Here is a 20589-nt window from a genome sequence, read left to right on the forward strand (position 1 = left end):
GAATTAAGGACTATTTTAAAAAAAAATTAAAGGAAGAAAAATATGCGTACTTGTTTTTATCTTTTTTAAGATTATGATAATCACTGTACTTAAATATTGAAACATGAAAGAGGGGCGTACCGATGATCCAAACGTTAAATATCGTGACTAAGTCCGGGACAGAATTGAAAGGAACGCTTTTTAAAGCCCCCCGTGCAACAACGGTGTTGGTGGCGATTACGGGTGTTCACGGGAATTTTTACTCGAATCCGTTTTACGTTAACATCGGTAAAACGCTGATGGCGGCCGGAATTGACTTTATTTACGCGCAAACGCGGGATGCGTTTAGCCAGGTTGAATCACTTAACCACTCAACGGGGCAAACGGAACTCGTTGGTTCGTGGTCCGAAAGCTTTGACGACGCCGATAGTGACGTTGCCGCTTACTTGGCATATACAAAAGCACAGCGCTATCAGCACGTTATTTTAGGTGGTCACTCGTTGGGAGCCAATAAAGTGATTCATTACTTGGCCAATCATCCACGGACCAACGTTGATAAATTTTTGCTACTTAGTCCGGCTAATCTCAAAAGATTAACGGACACGGTTCCATTGGACGCCCGCCGCTACGTTCAGGGGCTCGTAAAGCGGGGCCAAGGCGACCAATTATTACCATTTCAACTTTTTGGTTGGTTACCATGTACGGCGGATACGGCCTATCAGTGGCTGTACAGCACTACTTTAGATAACGTTCATTCGGATAAACAAGCCGATTTTAGCCAGGTTGAGCAAATCAAGCAAAGTGGTGCGTTGGTGATTGGGACGTTAGATACGTTTACTTATGGCGATCCCAAGCAATATTTACAGACAATTAACGCTCATTTTAGGACTAGTGTGGCCAACGAATTGGTTTATATCGAGGGAACGGGTCACACGTATCAGGATAAAGAACAACAATTAGCACGTGAAATTTTGAAGCTATTACAAGGATGGTTAAAGGGAGGGTCATAAAATGCCTTTTATGATGGTAAAAGTTAATCAAAAAATTTCAAAGCAACAAAGAACGCAATTAAAGGCGGGACTGGGCCGAGCAATCAGTTTTGTGCCGGGAAAATCGGAAGACGTTTTGATGGTCGGCATCGAGGATCAATATGACCTGTACTTGCGAGGAGATGACCGGGAAGTCTTAGCTTACGTTTCGGTCGCCATTTATGGCACACCCAACCATGAAGGTTACGTCGAGTTAAACCTGGCCATGACCAAGTTGTTTTATCAAGTCCTGCATATTCAGCCGGAAAATCTATTTATCGACTATGAAGATATTAAAGTGTGGGGCACTAGTGGTTACTTTATTGATGAGCAGGGGGTTCACGTTCCGGATGAACTCGGCGGTGCTCAAACGGATTAATTATAATTATGGTTTTAATAGCAGGGAGGAACAGTCATGAAGCAAAAATATTTACCGTTATTTGAACCCTATGAATTGAATAACGGGGTATCCATCAAAAATCGGTTAGTGGTCGCACCGTTGACCATTTACGATTCCGGCACTAACGGCGAGTTGACGGAGAGTGCCCGCAACTTTTGGCGGGACCGTTTTAACGGCTTTGGTACGTTTGTGATGCCGTTTACCAACGTTGATCCTAGTGGAATCGGCTTCGAATCTCCCGATGCTTTTAGTGACAACCAGCTACCGACGTTACGCGAGTACGTCCAACTAGCGCACGGACAGGGGGCTAAGATTATCATGCAACTTGGTCACGCGGGGTATAAAGCGCGACCAGATATGACCCGGGGGTTTAACGTGTTGGCACCCGATGGGACCGTTCGGCGCCGCGCTCGAACCATGAATGAAGGTCAAATTCAAAAAATGATCGCCGCGTTTGCTAATGCGGCTAGGTTAGGAATTAAGGCCGGAATGGATGGTGTGGAGATTCAGGGCGCAAACGGTTGGCTGGTTGAGCAGTTCTTTTCACCCGCGACTAACCACCGGTCTGATCACTGGGGCGGTTCCTTTCAAAAACGGCTCAACTTTTTAATGGCAATCATTGATGCCGTTGACGCCGTACGCCGGCGATATCACCGGCCCAACTTTATTATCGGGTACCGTTTTTCACCCGAACGGCCGCGCGACGGATTCAGTATGCAGGATTCCTTAGCGTTGATTGATGCATTGGTTCAAAAACCGCTCCAGTACTTGCACGTTTCACTACTCAGCTTTTATTCACGACCACGACGGGGCGCCGACCGGCAACAAACGCGGATGCAGATCTTTCATCAGCGAATCGGCGGTAAACTACCGTTAATTGGGGTTGGTTCACTCTATACGGGTAACCAAATCTTATCGGCGTACCAAACCGGCTGGGCCGAATTTATTGCGGTCGGCCGGTCAGTCATGCTGAATCCTAATTTAGTCCAACTCATCCAGTCTGGTCGGGACGATGAGATTGAGACGACTTTTAACTGGCAGCACGTGCAACGGTACCGTTACACGCCCGCCATGTTGCAAGCCAAACGGGAGAAGCTGGACTTAGCGTACCGTACACCGCACCGTATTACACTAAGGAGGTAGAGGCGCATGTTAACCGATTTAACTGTCACCATGAACACCGGAACGACCTTAAAGGGTGCCTGGTTTAGGACTCCCCACGCCCAAACGGTAGTAATTATCGTGACCGGTGTTGAGGGCAATTTAAATAACAATCCGTTTTTAACGACGCTTGGAACGACCCTGAATCAGGTCAACGTGGATCTAATTGTCGCCCACACGCGGGACGCTTTTAACCAGTTAAGTATGCCCAACGCAAAAACCGGACGCATTGAAACTTACGGGGCGTGGTCCGAAGACTTTGAAAATACGGATGCCGACGTTGCGGCGTATTTAACGGCTGCACTGCGCCAGCAGTATAAGCACGTTGTATTAGGCGGACATTCGTTGGGAGCCAATAAAATCATTCACTACCTGGCAACGCGACCTGCTAGTCCAATTGATAAGTTTTTACTGCTCAGCCCCGTAAACGTTGACCGTTTACGGGACGGTATCGCCGGTGTTCAACGTTCAACGATCAAGCACTACCGGCAGCGGGGTCGCGGGTCACGCAGGTTGCCGTTTAAACTATTCGGTTGGTTATCAAGTACTGCGGATACGGGGGCTCAGTGGCTAACGAATGAGACGCTCAATAATGTCCACATGGAACCCCAGGCTAACTTTGAGCAGGTGGCCGCGATCCACCAGACCGGGGCCTTAGTGATTGGTGACCGTGACCGCTTTACCCGTGGGAATCCGGTTAAATATTTGAAGAATATCAATGTTCATTTTAAGGACGCAGAGAAAAACGACTTACGCGTCATTGCCGCTACGGGGCACATTTATCGTCATCAGGAACGGGCCTTAGCGGATCAAGTCGTTAAATTATTGCAACAATGGCATTTTATAAGTAAGGAGCAATCAAGTCATGCAAGCTAAATATAATAAATTATTCGAACCCTACGTTTTAAATAACGGTGTTAAAATCAAAAACCGGTTGGTGGTCGCCCCACTGACAATTTATGATTCAGGCCCGGATGGGGAATTAACGGCCGCGGCCCGTAACTTTTGGCGGGACCGTTTTAAGGGCTTTGGCACGTGGATCATTCCCTTTACCAACGTTCACCCGAGTGGCATTGGATTTGAATCCCCCAACGCCTTTCACGAAGAGAACCTGGCGACCTTAAAGGAATACGCTGAAATTTCGCACAAGCAGGGCGCAAAGGCGGTCATTCAATTAGCACATGCCGGCATTCAAGCCGATCCAGCGATGACTCAGGGTTATGATCTAATGGGCCCCAGTGCCATCGGGTACATGGGGGTTCGGCAGATGACGGATGCGGAAGTTCGTGAGATGGTCCACGCCTTTGCCTATGCGACGGAATTGGCCATTCGAGCGGGACTGGACGGCGTTGAGATCCACGGTGCTAACGGGTGGCTCATTCAACAATTCGTTTCCGCAACGTATAATCAGCGCACGGATCACTGGGGTGGCAGTATGGAAAAACGGTTTAACTTCCCAATGGAAATTATTGACGCCGTTGACGCGGTTCGACAGAAATATCACCGTCCGGACTTCATCGTCGGGTACCGTTTCTCGCCGGAAGAACCGGGTGCTGACGGTTTGACCATGACGGAGACCTTGGCACTGATTGACCGGTTAGTTACTAAACCGCTACAGTATATCCACATTTCGTTATGGAATTTCTACAAGAAAATTCGGCGTGGTGGTAATACGAGCCAAACTCGGATGGAGGCCGTTCACGAGCGAATCAATGGCCGGGTACCGTTCATTGGTGTCGGGGACTTGTTCGCTGAAGAACAGGGCTTAAAAGCCTTTAATACCGGCTGGGCCGATTTTTTGGCGGTGGGTGGCTCCGTGGAGCTTAACCCGAACTTAGTTGAATTGATCAAAACCGGTCGTGAAGATGAGATTCAAAGTGAGTTTGACTGGAATGACATGGATTCCTACCGGTTTACCCCGGCCATGTTATACGGGACACTGGCGGGCAACGCGATGTTTCCTAAAATCAAACAGTCTTAAAGAATAGTAAATGAAAGAACGTGAACGAATGAAACGGTTAAAAATTATAACGGTTGCTGACCCCATGATGGGACTATTGTGGGAAACTTGGCCAATCCACCGGAAATTGGAAACCCATTTTAATTATCAAATTGACTTTGGAACGTTAATGGGCCAACTGGTCAAGGACGTTTACACGCTGACTGACCAGAACGTATTAAAGCGTTATGGAAAAACGGTGGCACTTAATCAGTACTGGGTCAAATTGATGCAAATTTATTTGCAGGAAGAGCGGATCGCGGGGATGCCGATCCAAATGGGGGCGGGCAAGCGGTTGTTTGATGCTGCCCACACAACTTCGCGACCTTTGAGCAAGGCGCTGCGGATCATCTCAAATCACAGTGCTCAACGAGAAGATCAAGTTCTCTACGAATTGCAATACGCGACGGTGGTGCTGAATCAGCAGACGACCGACCCACGCTATTTGCAACAGTTAGCGGTGCAGTTTGGACTTGACGCGGACCAGTTTAAGCGCCGTTATCAAGCCAATGACCTAGAATTAGATCTTGAAAAAGAGCAGAATATTATTGGGCAGTTGCAGATTCAACAATTACCGGCTTATATTGTGACGTATGGTGATCAGAGTTACGTGATTAAGGGGTTACCTAAATATACGGAGTGGCTAGATATCATTAAAAAGGTCAGTGGTGGTGAACTCACTCCCAGTGCAGTCCAGTTTGATCAGGCCGCGGTGACCCAACTAATGACTTTACATCCGCATATTTCTAGTTTGGAATTAAAGGAAGCCTTTGACGTGGCGGATGAGGCGACGGTCGTGCAAGCGTTAGCTGACACTAGTTTAACGAAGACTAAGTTTAAAAAGACGGTCTTTTATCAGCGTTAAAGATCGATCAGGTTTGGAATTAAACACTAAAGGGCACCCGGAATTTGTTCCGGGTGCCCCTTAGTGTTTAGTGCGCTACTTCGTATTATGAATCTTTTGCCCCCAATCAAACAGGCCCTCCATCGTGTAGACTAGCTCCTTACCTAAATCGGTTAGGTGGTAGGTGACCGACGGCGGGACGGTCTGATCGTCGTGCCGTTCAAGTAACTTGTCAGCTTCGAGTTCGCGGAGACTTTTGGTCAGCATGGTATTGGTAATGTTCCCGACCTTGCGTTTGAGGTGGTTATAGTGTTGACCATCCTCTAACATCAGCTTCCATAAAATGGGAATCTTCCATTTTGAGCCGATAATTTGCATGGAATAGGTGACGGGGCAATACTCGGGCATTTCTTTATTGAACCGGTTGACCTTAGTCTCAAAAACTTGTTGTTCCATTATTTAGTCAGATCCTTTGGAAAGAAAATTGAATGTACAGTTTCTTTTATTTCCATAAATTATACCACAATCTGACCGTTCATGGTACTTGCTGATTAAACGGCAAGTCACGTTAAAAGCCCGCCAACAAATGGGTTGGCGGGCTTTTAACCATCATCTAACTGTTGTTAAGCTTATAGGGACTGTTCAGTCCGTTCAATAATATCATCCTGAGTTTCTTTGGATAGACCCACGAAGAAGGCGGAGTATCCGGCAACCCGGACAATCAGGTCACGGTGTTTAGCAGGGTGGTTCTGAGCGTCGATCAGAGTATCCCGGGAAACGATGTTGTATTGAACGTGGTAACCGTGCAGGCGGTTGAAGAAGGTCCGCAGTAACGCAACCAGTTTCATGCAACTTTCGTCACTACGTAAAATTTGTGGTGACATCTTTTGGTTAAGCAGCACACCACCAGTGATGTCTTCGGTGTGTAACTTCGAAACGGACTTGAAAACGGCGGTTGGACCATCGGTATCCATGGCGTGTTCTGGTGAACACCCCTCGGCCAACGGCGTGCGAGCGTGGCGACCGTCCGGTGTGGCTAAGGTACTGTGACCCTGGCCCACGTTAGCGGAAATGGAGGAAGTTCCGGCGTACCGCAAACCACCAATCGGGCCCCGACCGTAACGGGTGTTCTTGTACTTGGCAATTTCGTCAATGTAAGGTTGGTAAGCGTCCACGATCAAATCATCGACGTAATCGTCATCGTTACCGTACTTCGGTGCGTCGTTGATCAACATCTGGCGGATCTTTTCACCGTCTTCACCGGCAAAGTCGGTTTCGAGGGCGTGCCAGAGTTGAGCCGTCGTTAACTTGTGTTCTTCAAAGACCAGTTTCTTAATGGCAGCCAACGAGTCGGCTAAGTTGGCGATTCCAACTTGAAGTCCACTGATAAAGTCGTAAACCGCGCCACCTTCCTTGATGGTCTTCCCGCGGCCAATGCAGTCGTCGGTCAAAACGGAGCAGAGGATGTCCGGGTAGTTTTGTTCCAAGGCTAAGTCACAACTGTTTTCAATGATGACACTTTGACGGGTCATCTCACGGAGGGCCTTATCCCAAGCGTCCATTAACTGTTGGTAAGACTTCATATCGGTAAACTTACCGTAGTTTGGTAAGAGTTGTTTACCGGATTCGGGGTCAACACCACCGTTCATGACAATCAGTAGGACCCGTGGGAAGTTGATGAAGCTCATCCCGGTACACCGGTAGCCCCACTTACCAGGGATGGCAGTTTCCACACAGCCAATCGCACTGTAGTTATAAGCATCTTCTTTTTTGACACCGCGGCGAATGAATGACGGGATGATGACTTCGTCGTTGTTAAAGGCGGGCATCCCGAGGCCTTGTTTGATAACTTCCACGCATTCACGCATAAACTTATCACTTAAGCCCTTGTGGTAACGGACCGTTAAGTTGGGTTGTGGTAAGTGTGCCTGAGCAATCGCCCGTAAGATCAAGTAAGAAGTTGGGTTAACCGCGTCCTTACCGTCCGGTGTCTGGCCACCAATGGTAATGTTTTGGTAAAGCGGACTACCAGCGGAGAATTCCGTGTGTTGCCAAGAACGGACTTTGTTGATCGTTAAGGTTTTGAGACAAAGGTTGGTCAATAGTTCGGTCGCACCGTCCGCGTCAATTTCACCAGTTTTAAGGTCGTGTTCGTAGAACGGATCAAGGTATTGATCCAAACGTCCGTAAGAAACCGAGTGACCGTTAGATTCAATTTGTAAGGTCAAGTGGGTCAGCCAAACGGCTTGAATTGCTTCGTAGAAGGTGTCGGCTGGTTCGTAAGGAACTTTGTTTAAAATCTGACTCATTTTTTGAAGCTGTGCCTTGCGCTGTGGGTTAGTGGCTTCGTTAGCTTGTTTAGCGGCCAAGTCGGCGTAGCGCTTTGCAAAGTCGTGAATGGCGTTGATCACGATCAAGCCGGCCTTGTAGAAGTAGTATTGTTTTTGTTGCTTAAAATCGGTCAGGTCCAGATTGTCAAAGGCCGTCTTGATCCGGTCTTCGTACCACTTAAGTCCCTTGGTGACGACGTTCTTGTAATCGACGGCGATGTGTCCGTCACCGGAGGTAATGTTACCATCCGCGCCGATGATCCCCAAATCGTAGAAGATTCGACTAGCTTCGGGGAAGCTGGCGTACCCGCGGTCTTCCAACGTATTGTGTTGCCAGAACGGCGCGATTTTACGCAATTCGTCTTTGGATTCTTCGGTAATGTAAAAGACGTCACCGGGGCGCTTTTCAAAAGTGTCGAGTTCATCAATGACCCAGTTCATCGAGTATTCTGGGAAAACGGGTGCCCAGCGGTTTTGCCGGGCCTGGTTACCGGCTAATAAAGTGTTGTCTTCGATGAAAATCGTCATGTGCTTTAAGACGTTTTCCAACATCTTGGCACGTAAAATATCAACTTGTTCGTCTTGGTGTTCCTTATAAGTTTGGGTCGTAAGAATGGCACGTTCCGGATCAACGTACGGTTTAGCGTCAATGATACTGTCCCGAAAGCGGTCCATCATGGGGGTCAAATGGCCAAAGTGGTTCGTTTCGTGGTTCGTGGTTTTAGTTTGGGTTAAAGTTTCAGACATGTTAGCTCTTCCTTTCTGTCGTTTGAAACATGTTTTACTTTCCTACGAAACTATCATAGCATGAACCGGCCGGATAATTAAGCGATTACAAATAAAAACATGATTTAATTAGTAACTGCACAAAGGTGCATAAAAAAAGCCCCTCGCGGTGTTTTGCGAAAAGCAAATTTAAATTTATGCAAGGGGTATTTGTGCGGGAACTGTCTGTAATTTGAGGTGGTGGTCACGGAGCTGTTGGGCCGCCGTCGTTGGGAGCTGATCATCCGTAATCACTTCGTAAACTTGGTCGAGTGCGAGTTGGCGCACGGTACTGCGGGTACTGAACTTACTGGAATCAGTCAAAATGTAAGTTTGGTCCGCGTTGGCGGCCATGGCTTGACAGGTATCGGCCCGCATAATGTCGTTCCCATAAAAGCCGTAAGTACCGTCAAAGCCGTCAACCCCAACGAATAGTTTGGACGTGTGAAAGTTAGTTAAAACGGCCTTAGTAATTGGCCCAACCGCTACCTGGGCTTCAGACTGGTATTCACCGCCCAAGACGTTGACTTTAACGTTGTGGTAGTCACGAACGTAATTGGCAATAAAAAACGAAATGGTAATAATGGTGACGTTCTTTTTGCTTTGGGCCAATTCCTCCGCAAGCAGGGCGCACGTTGAACCGGATTCGATCATGATGGTTTCGTTGTCCGCCACTAACTGGGCCGCGGCGTGGGCAATCTGACGCTTCGTGTCGTAATTTTGGGCCAGACGAAATTTTAAGTTGTTGGGGTTGTTGATAATGGCAAAACCGTGTTGGCGCCGCAGTAAGCCCCGGTTCTCGAGCTGCGTTAAATCTTTACGAATTGTCACTTTCGAAACTTGAAGTAAGTCCGCCAAACGGTTTACTTCAATTTTTTTGTGTTGATTAACGAGCTGTAAAAGCTGTTCATTACGTTGATTCATTGGGTTCACTTCCTATTCAGTACGATTATAGCATGGGTCTAACTAGCTGCCAAAATGTTTCTTTCGAAACTAAAAGTATTTACGTTTGAACGTTTTAATGGTAATCTATAGTCGAAAATAAATGAAGGGGTGATTGGTATGGCAACGGTAACGACTGAACCGTTAAAAGGGTTAGTTTTTAACATTCAAAAATTTAGTATTAATGATGGTCCTGGTATCCGTACGGTGGTATTTTTTAAGGGGTGCCCGCTACGTTGTAAATGGTGTTCTAACCCGGAATCGCAGTCGGGGGTTCAGGAATCCATGTATGACGAACAGACGGCCAAGGAAACCATCGTTGGTGATTACATGACGGTTGACGAGATTATGAAGGTTATCATGCAGGACAAAGACTTTTACGACGAATCGGGTGGCGGAGTGACCTTTTCCGGTGGTGAGGTTTTATTTCAAGCCCCGTTTGCCATTGAATTGGCGAAGGCCGTTAAAGCCCAGGGCATCCACTTGGCCTGTGAAACGACCGGATACACGACGCCTAAATTATTTAAAGAATTTATGAGTTATATGGACTTTATGTACTACGACTGTAAACAGTGGGACCGCACGAAGCACCGGGCGGGGACTGGTGCGGACAATAGTGTGATTTTAAAGAACTTGGAAACCGCGGTGCGGGCTCACAAAACCATGATGGTTCGGATTCCAGTCATTCCCGGCTTTAATTACACGCTTGACGACGCGGACCATTTTGGAACGTTGTTTGTTAAGTTGGGCGTTCCGGAAGTTGAATTGCTTCCGTTCCACCAGTTTGGGTTAAAAAAATACCAAGATCTCGGTCGCGAGTACGCGTTAAAGGACGTGAAACAATTGCAGGCCGCCGATTTAGCGGATTATGCCAAGGCAATTGAAAAGCACGGCGTGAAAGTTCGAATCAACGGTTGGTAATGGAGGCTTATCATGGAATTTTCAATTCGAAGGGTGTTTAAACACGGTGCGTTGGCTGACCGCCTAAACGTGATTCGAGCCGGTATTTTAGGTGCTAACGACGGGATTATTTCGGTTTCTGGAATTGTTTTGGGAGCTATGGGGGCCAGTTTTTCGTCGAACTACCTTTTAATGGCGGGGTTAGCCGGCATGCTGGCCGGCGCATGTTCGATGGCGGGTGGTGAGTACATTTCGGTACGTGCTCAGCATGATATTCAGAAAAATACCGTGGATCAGTTAATTGAGCGGGTCGCGTTGCCCGACAACCGGTCCCGTCAATACTTGATTCAAGCGTACCGGAAGCGGGGCCTCAGCCTTGCTACGGCGACCACGGTTGCGGATGAATTGATGTCCAAACAGGGCCGCCAGTCGGAAGTAGATGCGGAAGTGGCCAGTGAGTACCAGTTGCAAGTCGGTCACTATTTAAACCCACTGCACGCCGCGGTGACGTCGTTCCTGTCGTTTATTGCCGGTGCGATTATTCCGCTGGTGACGATGACGACCGTTCCAAACCCGTATAAGGAAGTTGGAACTCTGGTTGCCATGGTGGTGGCGTTGGGACTAAACGGGTTCATCAGTTCCCGTTCGCAAGTCCTGTCTACCAAGCAAACGATGGTGCGCAACGTGGTCGTGGGGTTGTTGACCACGGTGATCACGTTTGGCCTTGGTGCAATTTTCCATACGAGTATTGGTGGGTGAGTGAATTCGATTCGACACAAACGAGCGTGACTTGGTTGATGAACAGAAACGTGAAATCGGCGATTATTCCTTGATTAGGAATGGTCGCCGATTTCACGTTAAGCGGAGCAAATTATCTTTTAGCGCACAATTTACTGTGTGTAAAACAGATTAACCGGGATGATTGAGACCGGCGTCGCGGAGCATCTGCCGAATCGCGTCCACGGATTTTTTAGCCACTGCCGGGTCAACCGGTTTGGAAGCGGCGCTGGCTGGTTGGGTCGGGGCCGTTTTTTTCCAGTCTTGGTGGTGACTCGTTGCCGTGGTGGTCGGTGCTGCCTGGCCCGGGACCATTCGATCCATGGTTTGGTTTAACAGGTGGTCCACGAAGACGTTGCCTTGGTTGGTCGCGTGCCCCTTGGTCCAACTAAAGTTTAAGTGTTTAAATTGTGGTAACAGCCGGTCGACCGCCTGCCAAAGTTCGGCGTTGACGAGGGGACCGGCGCTCCGCTTCCAGCCGCGGCGTTTCCACCCGGCTAGCCATCCCTTGGTGACCGCGTTTAAAACGTACTGGGAGTCCAGGACAAAGCGAATCTGGGCCCCCGTTTTGTCTAATTTTTGGAGTTGTTCCAAGGCGCGTAGAAAGGCCATAATTTCCATCCGGTTGTTAGTCGCCCCCCATTCACCCCCGGAATCGGTAACGAGTTGGTCAGTCAACTCAATGCGGTAGGCCCAGGCGGCGCGGTCTTTGCTTTTAACGTGCCCACCGGCAACGTTGCCGGTGTTACGAGAACCACCGTCCGTATAGACGGTCACATCGGCTTGCACGGGGCGGCCAGTGGGGGCATTGGTCTGGGGTGACCGGGTCTTAGAAGGCTTAGCAATTGTGGGGACCGTTTCTCCCCGCATAAACGCCTGCGCCGCGGCTTCAGTCGTAAAACTTTTATACTGGGCGCCCGCAAACCCGCTCACTTGTTTTTGCGTTTCCGGCCAGCTCCGGTAAATACCAGGGTGTTGTCCCTTACGGACCGCGTAATATTTTTGTGCCAAGTTTGATTCCTGCTTTCTAATCGTTTTAATTAAATTTACCACGTTTAGTGACCGCCGTAAAAACGCCCGTGGAATACTCAATTGATTCCACTGAGGCGTTTTTTAAGTAAATTAGTTTTGTTTAAAGAGGGCCGTCAAGTAGGTCATGAACGTCTTTAAATAGCGATCTTGGTCAACGGTCAAGGCCACCGTAACGTTGGTTGGTTCGTTGAGCCGGGCCGGATCACCAATTGTGCGGCCGTAGTCGACGCCTTCATCCTGAACGAACATGTTTAAATCAAGGGTGGTCACAAAACTTGGATCTAAAGCCACACCAACGGCTAACGGGTCGTGGAGGGCGCAACCGTGCAAGTCGGGGCTGGTCACTTCGTAAGCGGCAATGTAGTAGTCAACGATGTCGGCAAACTTGGCACCGGCAGTGGTCTTTAAATCACGCCACTGTTGCGTTTCGTGTTTAGTTAATAACGTCCGCAGGGTAACGTCTAGGCCGACCATTGTAAGGTGCAGGTCGCTGGTGAAGACGGCGTTAGCGGCTTCGGCATCTTGGTTGATGTTGGCTTCGGCAAAGTGGCTGACGTTACCAGGAACCGTTAAGGCCCCACCCATTAAAGTAACGTTACCAATGGTGGACGCGATGTCCGGCGCCTTTTTTAAAGCGGCGGCTAAGTTAGTCAGCGGACCAGTTGGTACCAGCGTTAAATCAGCACCGTACTGGTGGACCGCGTCGATCAAGAAATCAACGCCGGATTGTTTTTCAACCGCGCGTTTAGGCGTGGGGAGGTCAACTTCGCCAATCCCGTTTTTACCGTGAATTTGTTGGGAGATGGCCATAACGTCGAAGTGTTCAGTCGTACTGGAATGGGGTTCGCCCAGAAAAACCGGCACGTCGGGCGCACCGAGTAATTCCAAAATGCGTAAGCTGTTGTCAGCTGCCTTGGACGTAATGACGTTACCGTAGGAACTGATAATCCCAATTAAATCAACGTCGGGCGCGCCGAGTGCGTAAGCAATGGCGAGCGAGTCGTCAATCCCCGTATCTAAATCCAAAATCATTTTGCGTTTTGCCATGAATAACATCCTCCCTGAATAGGTGTTCACCGCGTGGGTGACCTTGGTGGTAGAACTATGGTTTAATTGTAAACGTTTCAGTAGGTCGTGACAACGGGTAGCCGCGAATTACTTCCTGCAGTCGCTTAGAAATTGTTCGGATTAAGTGCCACTTGCAAGTGACTGGTCAAAATGTAATCGCTGCCTTATACTAACAGTCAAAGTAGGTTGGTTAATTGACTTGGCACTGACCAACCGGAAGTGAAGGGAAGCTAAGCAGGTGAATTTTGAAAAGGAATACCGTTACACGGGTAAAAAGACGCTGGGATTAACGCAGATTGCGACCGCGCCGAACGCAAAGTATACGGATGAAAAGGCTATTAAGGCGCAGATTGCCAAGAACATTAAGCAGTTAACGGAATTGCAAGGCAAGCTGTACGCGCAGGACCGTTACGGCGTGCTCATTATTTTTCAAGCGATGGACGCCGCGGGGAAGGATAGTATGATTGCCCACATTATGAGCGGGATCAACCCCCAGGGATGTCAGGTGGCTTCGTTTAAACAACCCTCGAGTAAGGAGCTGGCGCACGACTACCTCTGGCGAATTCACCGGCAAGTGCCTAAACGCGGGATGATCGAAATTTTTAACCGTTCCTACTACGAAGATGTGCTGGTTAGCCGGGTGCACCCGGAGATTATCTTAAACGCCCACATTGGCGATGTGGCGCAGGCCAGTCAAGTTAACGATGACTTTTTTGCGCACCGTTTTGAGGACATGCGTTACTTTGAGGACTATCTGCAACGAAACGGTTACCTAGTCTTAAAATTTTTCCTACACATGTCTAAGGCGGAGCAAAAACAACGCTTTATTCGGCGAATTGAGATTCCAAGTCATAATTGGAAGTTTTCCGCGGCCGACGTGAAGGAACGTAAGTACTGGGACGATTACCAACGGGTTTACGACGATGCCATTACTCACACGGCATCCAAGTCCGCACCGTGGTACGTTATTCCGTCTGACAGTAAGTGGTACTCACGGTTATGCGTCTCGGAGATCATTAATCAGCGCCTTAGTGAGCTCCCCTTAGCGTACCCGTCATTGGACGCGGACGCACAGGCCGTTTTAAAACGGGCGCTAAATAAATTGGATCACGAGAAAGATTAAAAAAAGATTCACGTTGCTAACCAGTTGTTGGGCTGGTTAGTTACGTGAATCTTTTTAATCAATGCGTCGAGTGCCGGCGACTAACGACAAAACCACCAAGTAACAAAACGATTAACAAAGCTAATCCCAGCAAAATGGACGTATGACTAGTTCGTTCATTGGTCTGAGGTAACGTGTTAGTCGGATTACTGTTAGCTGGGGCGGGATTCGTAACGGCTGGAACGGGCTGAGTTGGACTCGTTGTCAACGCTGGCGTACCGTTCGCAGTTGGTGTGCTTGTTGCGGATCCACTGGTTTGACCATTAGCCGTGGTACCAGTCGTTGCCGGTGCTGAAACCGTGGGACGCTGCGGTGTTGGAACTGTCCCGTTATCAGGTTGGCTCGGTACCATTGGGGTAGCACCGGAATTGTCGGTAGCCGGAGCATCCGCTACGCTCGTGTCGGAGTTGTCCGGCGCGGTCGTCGCTGGTTGCTCGGGTTCCGTAGTGCCGGGATTTTCTGGTTCGGAAGTTCCCGGATTCTCAGGTTCCGTAGTGTCCGGATTTTCTGGTTCGGAAGTCCCTGGATTCTCAGGTTCGGTAGTACCGGGGTTTTCCGGTTCGGAAGTCCCCGGATTTTCCGGTTCGGAAGTGCCGGGATTTTCGGGTTCCGTGGTGCCAGGGTTTTCTGGTTCGGAAGTGCCAGGGTTTTCTGGTTCGGAAGTCCCCGGATTCTCTGGTTCTGTAACCCGGTCAACCGATGCATCGGCCGAACCACTGTTGCCACCGTCGTCGGTATAGTCGGCGAAGTTGGTAAAGATCGCACTGCCGGTTGGTTCGTTAGTCGTTGTTTGATAACTTAAATTGAGGTGAGTAACGAACGCACCACTGGCTTGAAATTCGATTTGGTTACCGGTGACCGTTGTAGTGACCGGGACGGTGTTGCCAAGTTCATCGGTGAGGTGCGCACTGCCCGCGACGTACGTTTGGTTATCACTCAACTGATCGGTAATAACTGGATTAACTAACTGATTACCATTGGCCAAAACGTCAATACTCCAGTTGATTTTAGTCTGATTATTCGGATCAGCCCACGTCCCGGACTTACTCATTGCAATTTGAGCAAGGGTTCCGGGTTGGTCTGGTTCGGTGCCCTCAACGGCTAAGTGTAAGTAACCACGCCGATTCAGTGGCCGGTATTGGAACTGGCTGTTCAACGTGATGGTCCCAGTGTGTGAGCCCGCCGCGATAAAGAAGGTCCCAATCGGTTTGCCACCGGTCATACCGACCATGGTGAAACTATCATCTTCTGGAAATTCAACGTTAGCCGGAATTTGGACCGTCATGGTATCGCCGGAACGAACCCGGACCCCGTCAGGAATACTCCACGTATAGTTGACCGTGTACTCGGAACTTTGTGGCAACACCGCGTCGTGAGAAATAACGTTACCGTTAACGTCTTTGATGACGGCACTGTTGACGTCCAGTCCAACTGCCTGCGTGACCACGCGGGCTTGACTAATTATTGGTGGACTGGCCAGAATTAATATGAGCCCTGCAAGGGTCGCTAATAGCCATTGCCAAATTTTACGCATAAACGACTCCTCCCATCCAATCAAATCTGGAGTTATGCTTAACTCACAACTAGAACGTACCACGTCGGGTGGGGGCTCAGATAAGACACTTAATTGTTTGTAAATGGGTTAAACTAATTTAATTTTAGAATTCTCGGACGAATCATTAAAATAGTGATTACGGGAGTGTAACGGTAGGTCAGGACTACTTTAGCTTAAAGGTAAGGTGGCGTCAGTTGGTTAGTTATTTTTAATATTTATAAAATCAATACAACTACCGCACACCAACCAGTGCGTGGTAATTGTGAAACCTCGTTAGCGGTTATTTAACCGGTTTACTACTGAGGGTCACGGTGTGGCTGCTTCGTAAAACGTGGTGGTCATGTTTCCGCAACACGACGGTTTGTTTTTGCCGTAACACTTGACGTTTTTGATCCGTTTGTGCCAGATCACTGGCGGCTAATTGATTATGCCGGGCGTGACCGTTGGTATTTTGCGCAAACCGCGCTGCCTGCCGATTTAAAATTGGTTTGGATGGGCGCATCATATTATCACCGTCTTTTAAAAGAATTTTCGCCGGACAAAATTAGTCGTTCAACGAACACTCTTAAGCTAGCACGTTTTGACTGGGGAAATTTAAGGTGAATAATTGTTTGTCAGGTAGCCAAACCGGTTGAAAGTGGCTGAATTTGATGGTCCATAACTGAATCAATGACTAAAAAACACGGTTAAGTAAGGCCAATTGCCTTCACTAAACCGTGTAAAAACATTAGTTTTATAGAATGAATTAATTATTTTAATCAGAAATACCGTATAAAAACTGAACCAACTGCGCATCAACACTGGGGTTAATGTGGAGCATGGAATGTTCGGCCCGGATGGGACCACCGTGAATAACTACGGTTTGGACCGAAAAGTGGTGCCGTTGTAACTGGCGGCTAAAAGCCATCACACTGTTTAACGAAACCTCACCGTCACCGCTAGTACGCCAAATCTGACCAGCAACGTTTAGAACGGCCGTTTGGCGGGGAAAACGGTGCAGCTTGGCCGGTAGCTCCGGGTAGTTGGTTCCAATGGAAACGAAGCGGTTGATCCGGGGCTGCGCCTGAGCATGGGACGTCGTCAAATAGTCAAAAATAATGTTACCACCGGAAGAGTGTCCGACCGCGTTAAACCGTTGAACGTGGTAACGCTGCTTGAGCAAGTGCATGACGGTGGTGAGCTGATGGGCTTGTCGTTTGGGGTGGTGATTGTCCGCGAACACGACTTGAATGGTGGGATTGTGGCGGAGCGGAGCGTAACGTTTAAAAGTCACGGTGCCGTTTTTGGCAACTTTAACCAGCATTGCCCGGGTCATTAGTTGGTGGGCACTTAAGCGGTGAACGAACCCGTTAGTGGAAAAGGCTTTGGCATAGTCGCCCGCCACAAAAATAGTTGGAACGTTGGTGGCGCGCACCCGCACCCGGGTCAGGGGGAGTGACCGCCACTGCCAGTACGCTCCGCTTAACGTGACCACGGCCGCACTGATCAGTGCTAGGCAAATAATTGTTTTCTGACGACGCATTGAACCACCAGCCTTTCTGAACCCATTATAGCCATAAACGGCGAATTTGGTTTTGCAAAACCTTGGTGAATCCACTAAAATTGAGCCAATGACTAAACGTTTAGAAAGTAGTGAAACCATGAGTGAAAAATACGATTTGACCATTATTGGTGGGGGCCCCGTCGGCATGTTTGCGGCTTTTTATGCTGGGATGCGGAACGCCCGCGTGCAATTATTAGAAAGCCTACCGACCCTTGGGGGACAGGTCCAAGCACTGTACCCGGAAAAAATGATTCACGACATTGCCGGCTACCCGGCCATTAAGGCCACCGATTTGGTCAGCCAGTTGGCGGAACAAATGAAGCAGTTTCCAATTGACGTGGCGTTAAGTAGTGCGGTGACCAACGTGAGTGGCAAGATGGGGGATTTCACCGTGACCACCGTTAACGGCCAAGTATCGCATACGAAGGCCATTATCGTGGCGACCGGGAGTGGAGCGTTTGAACCGCGACGGTTAGCCGTTGATAACGCCGGTGATTTTGAAGGCAAGCAACTGTTTTACCACATTCCAAGCCTTGATCAGTTTAAGAATCAAACGGTCCTCGTTGCGGGAGGCGGCGATTCCGCGATCGACATGGCGTTAATGCTCGAACCAGTCGCTAAAAAGGTTTACATCATGCACCGTCGTAACCGGTTCCGGGGGATGGAGCACAGTGTCGACCTGCTTAAAGCGTCGTCGGTGACCATCAAGACACCGTTTTTGATTAAGGCTCTAGCCGAAACGCCGGCCGGTCAATTGAATTTAAGCATGAAAGAAGTACGGGGGACTGGTGAAGAAACCCTCGTCGTCGATGCTTTGATTGTTAATTACGGCTTTATTGCCGATAACAAAGTGATTCGTAATTGGGACGTGAGCCCTAGCATGACGAACCAGTTGTTTAACGTGGATACCGAAATGAATACCGACGTACCGGGAATTACGGCCATTGGTGACACGGTTACGTATCCGGGCAAGCTCGGTTTGATTGCCAGTGGATTTGGGGAAGCACCCAACGCGGTCAACCAGCTGATGATGCGGTTGTATCCGGAACGGCGAAGCCCGCTACACAGTACGACGCTTTTTGAAAAACAGGCCAAACACTAATTAAACTTAAAACGCACCACTGAATTTTTTCAAAATTCAGTGGTGCGTTTATTTTGTGAGTGGGGCCCAACTTTAAAGCGGACTTAAAATAAACCGCGTGACGTACTTGGTTTTTCGACGAGTTATTCGTTACTGGTCAAACTCAACTCGTTCATGAAGGTGAGTAGCAGCTTGGCGTAACTCGGGTGGTCCGTGTTGGTTTTCGCCTCTTGCTGCATTTCGTGAAGGTTATCGGTAATGACCGCGGTAACGCCCATGAACATCATTTGATCCATTTGGTCGGTGTCGTCGATGTCCCAGGCGTAGACGCTCTTATGGTAACGATCGGCTTTATCAACAAACTGGTCGTTTAAAGTCGTGACTTCCATGGTATAACCGTTCGCGGCGGTGTGGGGGAACGTTAGGTTATACGGCAAAATGTAGCTGACAAATTGTTTTTGATCGAGTCGTTTGAGATCACTCATGACCCGGTAACTCAGCGTGTGGACCTGATCATGGTGAGCTAACAAAGTTTTACCGTAACGGTTGATGAACCGTTGGGTGTCGGCACGGGTGTACGCCGCACTTGTCTTGATCTCAACTAAAAGCTTTTGGTGATGCTGATGGGCGGCCTTTAGGTAAGCGTCAAAACTGGGGATTTTAGCAGCGTAGCCGTTTTCACGCACCGTAATCTTTTGCAGTTGTTTAAGGGTCAGCTGGGCCGGCTTCTTTTTAATGCCGGCCAGCGCCTTTAGCGTTGGGTCGTGCATCACAACGAACTGGTGATCCTTAGTCACTTGAACGTCCATCTCGACGTAATCGGGATGTTCCCGACTCGTTTTGAGGAGGGCCGGAATCGTATTTTGGACCCCGTTGCCATCATCGACCCCGCGGTGTGAAATAATCAGCGGCTTGGTTATGGCCAGTCCGTTTAAGTAGACGAGGTTAAAGGCAACCAGCAGGCCACTAACGAAGATCAGGCCCACGATAACACTGCTTCGCGTGAAGCGTCGTAAGCGGGGCGCCTCGTTAAAACGCAGGGGATGTTGCCGTAGGATGGTGAAATCCTGCCGGTAAAAAGCGATGATCAGCATCATGAAGATCGCCGTTGTGTAGCAAATAACGACTTCGGTGACACTCTCCATGATGAACAGGTTCAGCGTAGCGGCCGCCATCGCAAAACGCGTTTGGTCTAACGCCAGTTGGGCGGTGTAAATGGCGCCGTAAATGACCATTACGATAAAAGTGACCATCAATAGAATAACCAGCATGTACCACAGGTAACGCAGGGTTTTGTGGCGGGTCTGATCCCAGCTGCGGGCAACCGCCATCCGCCAAGGCAACTGATCCACGATCATTAACGGTAGTAAGTTGATCAACCGGATTCCTAGGTAACCAGCAACTAGGTAAAACAAGCCTAGTCCAACGGCCATCCACGGGTTATCCAATAAGTAGCTGATAATGAATGCCGGAATTTTAGCCTTATTGAGTAACGGTGTGGTAAAAATGAAACTCCCAAAGGGTAAGATGACGATGAAGTAGCCGATAAAAAATAAGAAGGTCCCGACCGAGGTATCGTGCAAACTAGCGACGGTGTCTTGTAAGACGTCGCGCACTGTCTCGGGACGGCCCCTGAAAATGTTCATGATTCCCAGTAACAAGAAAGTGAATTGCCAGTAAACTAAAATAATGACGGCCAGTAAAATAATTAGCATCCCGATGGCCGCTAACGGGTAGTGAACGATGATGTTGCCGAGGTTGGTGTACGAAACGTACGTGACCCCCTGAGATTTAAGTAGTAGTTCCAATGCCCAGTTAAAAAAGGGTATTGCGAGGTAGCTGATCACCAGGTTAGTTCCGAAAATTAAGGCAACGTAACTGCCCCAATTTTTACCAAACCGGCGGCTACTGTCCCACCAAAAACGCCATGCGCCCATTGGTTGAGCCCCCTTACATAGATTTATTTATAGTTTAGCATTAATTCCAATAAAAAAGCCGGTCCCCAACGTAAAAACGTCGGGAA

The 20589-nt window shown here is 48.8% G+C and carries 19 protein-coding genes; 10 read left to right on the forward strand and 9 right to left on the reverse strand.

Translation table 11 applies throughout. The features are described 5' to 3' along the window. Window positions 1–122: 122 nt before the first annotated feature. Genes D1831_RS01835 through D1831_RS01860 form a run of 6 tightly spaced genes read left to right on the forward strand, consistent with a single transcriptional unit; the run spans window position 123 to window position 5432 of the window. Window positions 123–989, forward strand: a complete 867-nt coding sequence (locus D1831_RS01835; protein ID WP_125071088.1) for an alpha/beta fold hydrolase — start codon at window positions 123–125, stop codon at window positions 987–989. 1 nt (window position 990) lies between these two features. Further along, a complete protein-coding gene (locus D1831_RS01840) occupies window positions 991–1386 on the forward strand; it encodes a tautomerase family protein (protein ID WP_125071090.1) in 396 nt (131 codons plus the stop codon). 36 nt (window positions 1387–1422) lie between these two features. Further along, entirely contained in the window at window positions 1423–2550 is a 1128-nt protein-coding gene (locus D1831_RS01845; protein ID WP_125071092.1) for an NADH-dependent flavin oxidoreductase, read from the forward strand. 6 nt (window positions 2551–2556) lie between these two features. After that, window positions 2557–3444: an alpha/beta fold hydrolase gene (locus D1831_RS01850; protein ID WP_125071094.1), complete on the forward strand. Its 888-nt coding sequence runs from the start codon at window positions 2557–2559 to the stop codon at window positions 3442–3444. Continuing rightward, entirely contained in the window at window positions 3434–4549 is a 1116-nt protein-coding gene (locus D1831_RS01855) for an NADH-dependent flavin oxidoreductase (protein WP_125071096.1), read from the forward strand. Before D1831_RS01850 ends, D1831_RS01855 begins: the two co-directional genes overlap by 11 nt. Before the next feature lie 28 nt (window positions 4550–4577). Then, complete coding sequence (locus tag D1831_RS01860) at window positions 4578–5432, forward strand: DsbA family protein (protein WP_125071098.1); 855 nt, start codon at window positions 4578–4580, stop codon at window positions 5430–5432. Between the two features lie 75 nt (window positions 5433–5507). On the opposite strand, the gene D1831_RS01865 is transcribed toward D1831_RS01860, so the two are convergent. The 3 genes from D1831_RS01865 to D1831_RS01875 form a co-directional block, all read right to left on the reverse strand. Further along, the gene (locus D1831_RS01865) at window positions 5508–5867 is read right to left on the reverse strand and encodes a winged helix-turn-helix transcriptional regulator (RefSeq protein ID WP_125071100.1); all 360 of its coding nucleotides are present in this window, start codon (window positions 5865–5867) and stop codon (window positions 5508–5510) included. Between the two features lie 173 nt (window positions 5868–6040). Further along, a complete protein-coding gene (locus tag D1831_RS01870) occupies window positions 6041–8488 on the reverse strand; it encodes a glycyl radical protein (RefSeq protein ID WP_125071102.1) in 2448 nt (815 codons plus the stop codon). A 174-nt stretch (window positions 8489–8662) separates the two neighbouring features. Continuing rightward, the gene (locus D1831_RS01875; protein WP_125071104.1) at window positions 8663–9430 is read right to left on the reverse strand and encodes a DeoR/GlpR family DNA-binding transcription regulator; all 768 of its coding nucleotides are present in this window, start codon (window positions 9428–9430) and stop codon (window positions 8663–8665) included. Window positions 9431–9568: 138 nt separating this feature from the next. On the opposite strand from D1831_RS01875, the gene D1831_RS01880 reads away from it, so the two are divergent. Both D1831_RS01880 and D1831_RS01885 read left to right on the forward strand, forming a co-directional pair. After that, a complete protein-coding gene (locus tag D1831_RS01880; protein ID WP_125071106.1) occupies window positions 9569–10369 on the forward strand; it encodes a glycyl-radical enzyme activating protein in 801 nt (266 codons plus the stop codon). Between the two features lie 12 nt (window positions 10370–10381). After that, window positions 10382–11107, forward strand: coding sequence for a VIT1/CCC1 transporter family protein (locus D1831_RS01885; protein WP_125071108.1), 726 nt, complete (start codon window positions 10382–10384; stop codon window positions 11105–11107). Window positions 11108–11257: 150 nt separating this feature from the next. Here D1831_RS01885 and D1831_RS01890 read toward each other — a convergent pair whose 3' ends face one another. Together D1831_RS01890 and D1831_RS01895 are read right to left on the reverse strand one after the other, a co-directional pair. Further along, window positions 11258–12136 (reverse strand): ribonuclease H family protein, encoded by an 879-nt coding sequence (locus tag D1831_RS01890; RefSeq protein ID WP_125071110.1) that lies wholly within the window; start codon window positions 12134–12136, stop codon window positions 11258–11260. A 111-nt stretch (window positions 12137–12247) separates the two neighbouring features. Further along, complete coding sequence (locus tag D1831_RS01895; protein ID WP_125071112.1) at window positions 12248–13204, reverse strand: nucleoside hydrolase; 957 nt, start codon at window positions 13202–13204, stop codon at window positions 12248–12250. A 259-nt stretch (window positions 13205–13463) separates the two neighbouring features. On the opposite strand from D1831_RS01895, the gene D1831_RS01900 reads away from it, so the two are divergent. Beyond that, entirely contained in the window at window positions 13464–14348 is an 885-nt protein-coding gene (locus D1831_RS01900) for a polyphosphate kinase 2 family protein (RefSeq protein WP_125071114.1), read from the forward strand. Window positions 14349–14406: 58 nt separating this feature from the next. On the opposite strand, the gene D1831_RS01905 is transcribed toward D1831_RS01900, so the two are convergent. From D1831_RS01905 to D1831_RS01915, 3 genes are all read right to left on the reverse strand, one after another. Continuing rightward, window positions 14407–15921 (reverse strand): Ig-like domain-containing protein, encoded by a 1515-nt coding sequence (locus D1831_RS01905; RefSeq protein ID WP_125071116.1) that lies wholly within the window; start codon window positions 15919–15921, stop codon window positions 14407–14409. Between the two features lie 301 nt (window positions 15922–16222). Further along, the gene (locus D1831_RS01910) at window positions 16223–16447 is read right to left on the reverse strand and encodes a hypothetical protein (RefSeq protein WP_125071118.1); all 225 of its coding nucleotides are present in this window, start codon (window positions 16445–16447) and stop codon (window positions 16223–16225) included. Window positions 16448–16696: 249 nt separating this feature from the next. Next, a complete protein-coding gene (locus tag D1831_RS01915) occupies window positions 16697–17464 on the reverse strand; it encodes an alpha/beta hydrolase (protein WP_125071119.1) in 768 nt (255 codons plus the stop codon). 118 nt (window positions 17465–17582) lie between these two features. Between D1831_RS01915 and D1831_RS01920 the strand changes: the two genes are divergently transcribed. Then, a complete protein-coding gene (locus D1831_RS01920) occupies window positions 17583–18587 on the forward strand; it encodes an NAD(P)/FAD-dependent oxidoreductase (protein ID WP_125071121.1) in 1005 nt (334 codons plus the stop codon). Window positions 18588–18709: 122 nt separating this feature from the next. Here D1831_RS01920 and D1831_RS01925 read toward each other — a convergent pair whose 3' ends face one another. After that, window positions 18710–20503, reverse strand: coding sequence for a glycerophosphoryl diester phosphodiesterase membrane domain-containing protein (locus D1831_RS01925; RefSeq protein ID WP_125071123.1), 1794 nt, complete (start codon window positions 20501–20503; stop codon window positions 18710–18712). Window positions 20504–20589: the final 86 nt, after the last annotated feature.

The organism is Lactiplantibacillus garii (genome assembly GCF_003885105.1).
GTDB classification, from domain to species: Bacteria; Bacillota; Bacilli; order Lactobacillales; family Lactobacillaceae; genus Lactiplantibacillus; species Lactiplantibacillus garii.

Excerpts from the sequence above, each read along its gene's own strand:
- D1831_RS01835 (WP_125071088.1), top strand. The coding sequence starts at position 123 with ATGATCCAAACGTTAAATATCGTGACTAAGTCCGGGACAGAATTGAAA.
- D1831_RS01915 (WP_125071119.1), bottom strand. The coding sequence starts at position 17,464 with ATGCGTCGTCAGAAAACAATTATTTGCCTAGCACTGATCAGTGCGGCC.
- D1831_RS01925 (WP_125071123.1), bottom strand. The coding sequence starts at position 20,503 with ATGGGCGCATGGCGTTTTTGGTGGGACAGTAGCCGCCGGTTTGGTAAA.
- D1831_RS01870 (WP_125071102.1), bottom strand. The coding sequence starts at position 8,488 with ATGTCTGAAACTTTAACCCAAACTAAAACCACGAACCACGAAACGAAC.
- D1831_RS01855 (WP_125071096.1), top strand. The coding sequence starts at position 3,434 with ATGCAAGCTAAATATAATAAATTATTCGAACCCTACGTTTTAAATAAC.
- D1831_RS01885 (WP_125071108.1), top strand. The coding sequence starts at position 10,382 with ATGGAATTTTCAATTCGAAGGGTGTTTAAACACGGTGCGTTGGCTGAC.
- D1831_RS01845 (WP_125071092.1), top strand. The coding sequence starts at position 1,423 with ATGAAGCAAAAATATTTACCGTTATTTGAACCCTATGAATTGAATAAC.
- D1831_RS01840 (WP_125071090.1), top strand. The coding sequence starts at position 991 with ATGCCTTTTATGATGGTAAAAGTTAATCAAAAAATTTCAAAGCAACAA.
- D1831_RS01880 (WP_125071106.1), top strand. The coding sequence starts at position 9,569 with ATGGCAACGGTAACGACTGAACCGTTAAAAGGGTTAGTTTTTAACATT.
- D1831_RS01910 (WP_125071118.1), bottom strand. The coding sequence starts at position 16,447 with ATGATGCGCCCATCCAAACCAATTTTAAATCGGCAGGCAGCGCGGTTT.
- D1831_RS01895 (WP_125071112.1), bottom strand. The coding sequence starts at position 13,204 with ATGGCAAAACGCAAAATGATTTTGGATTTAGATACGGGGATTGACGAC.
- D1831_RS01905 (WP_125071116.1), bottom strand. The coding sequence starts at position 15,921 with ATGCGTAAAATTTGGCAATGGCTATTAGCGACCCTTGCAGGGCTCATA.
- D1831_RS01875 (WP_125071104.1), bottom strand. The coding sequence starts at position 9,430 with ATGAATCAACGTAATGAACAGCTTTTACAGCTCGTTAATCAACACAAA.
- D1831_RS01920 (WP_125071121.1), top strand. The coding sequence starts at position 17,583 with ATGAGTGAAAAATACGATTTGACCATTATTGGTGGGGGCCCCGTCGGC.
- D1831_RS01860 (WP_125071098.1), top strand. The coding sequence starts at position 4,578 with ATGAAACGGTTAAAAATTATAACGGTTGCTGACCCCATGATGGGACTA.
- D1831_RS01865 (WP_125071100.1), bottom strand. The coding sequence starts at position 5,867 with ATGGAACAACAAGTTTTTGAGACTAAGGTCAACCGGTTCAATAAAGAA.
- D1831_RS01850 (WP_125071094.1), top strand. The coding sequence starts at position 2,557 with ATGTTAACCGATTTAACTGTCACCATGAACACCGGAACGACCTTAAAG.